We start from the raw sequence: 957 nt of genomic DNA, 5'->3' as shown, positions 1-957 counted from the left end.
CCTCGAGGCGGTTCACCAGGTCGACGGTGTTGAAGTACCGGCCACGCGCCCCGGCCCGCACGACGTTGGCGATGATGGCGGTGGCCAGGTGGGTCTTGCCCGTGCCGGTCCCGCCGACCAGCACGATGTTGCGCCGGTTCGCCAGGAAGGCGCCGCTGTGAAGCGAGCGCACCAGCCCCTCGTTGATCGGCGTGTCGTCGAACACGAAGGCGTCGAGGTCCTTCACGGCGGGCAGCCTGGCCGCCGCCATCCGGTAACGGATGGAAGCCGCATGCCGGTGGGTCGTCTCGGCGCGCAGCAGGTCGGCGAGGATCTCCATGGTCGTGCGCTTGCGCTGCAGGCCCGTGGTGACCGCCTCGTCGAAGGCTCCGGCCATGCCCTTGAGGCCCAGGCCGGTCAGGGCCGCCATCATCTCATGCCGCTGCATGCATGCCTCGCAAGCTGTCGTAGCGGTCGCAGTCCGCCAGAGGCGGATGCCGCAGCGCCAGGTCATCGGGCGTGACGATGCTCAGCGGCCGGGGCGGTTCGCGCCGGCGCGCCAGGATGTTGAGGATGACGTCGTCGCTGACGGTCCCGGCGGCGAGCGCCTCGCGCGCCGCGGCCTCGACCGGCTCCAGGCCGTCTTCCAGCACCGCCGCCAGAACCCGCACGAACCGGCGATCGGCTTCGTCGCCCGCACCCAGCTTGCGCCTCAGGCGGGCCAGCCCCGGCGGCAACTCCCAGTCCTGGAACGGCGCGCCATTGCGCAGGGCTCCGGGCTTGGTCGCCAGCACCGGGAGGTAGTGCCAGGGATCGTAGAGGGTCCGGTCACGACCGAAGAACCGGCGATGGTCGGCGACGACCTCACCCTCGCAGCGCACGACGATCCGGTCGGCATAGGCGCGGACCTGCACCGTACGGCGCCCGGCCTTCGCCATCACCGAGTAGCGGTTACGGTCGAAGCTGATCAGGCAGGTC

Annotated in this window: 2 protein-coding genes; both read right to left on the bottom strand. The window is 71.0% G+C overall.

Features of this window, described 5'->3' with window-relative positions:
• Positions 1–427 (bottom strand): ATP-binding protein (locus AC1RSI_RS16715; protein WP_492322712.1); only part of this gene is annotated, 427 nt, incomplete at its 3' end.
• Positions 414–957, bottom strand: a 544-nt coding sequence (locus AC1RSI_RS16710) for a Mu transposase domain-containing protein (RefSeq protein WP_492322711.1), incomplete at its 5' end; no start/stop codon positions are given. The genes AC1RSI_RS16710 and AC1RSI_RS16715, both read right to left, overlap by 14 nt.

The organism is Brevundimonas sp. GW821-FHT10E09 (assembly GCF_058809375.1).
Note: the sequence above shows the minus strand (reverse complement) of the source record. Positions and strands in the feature narration are given on the sequence as shown.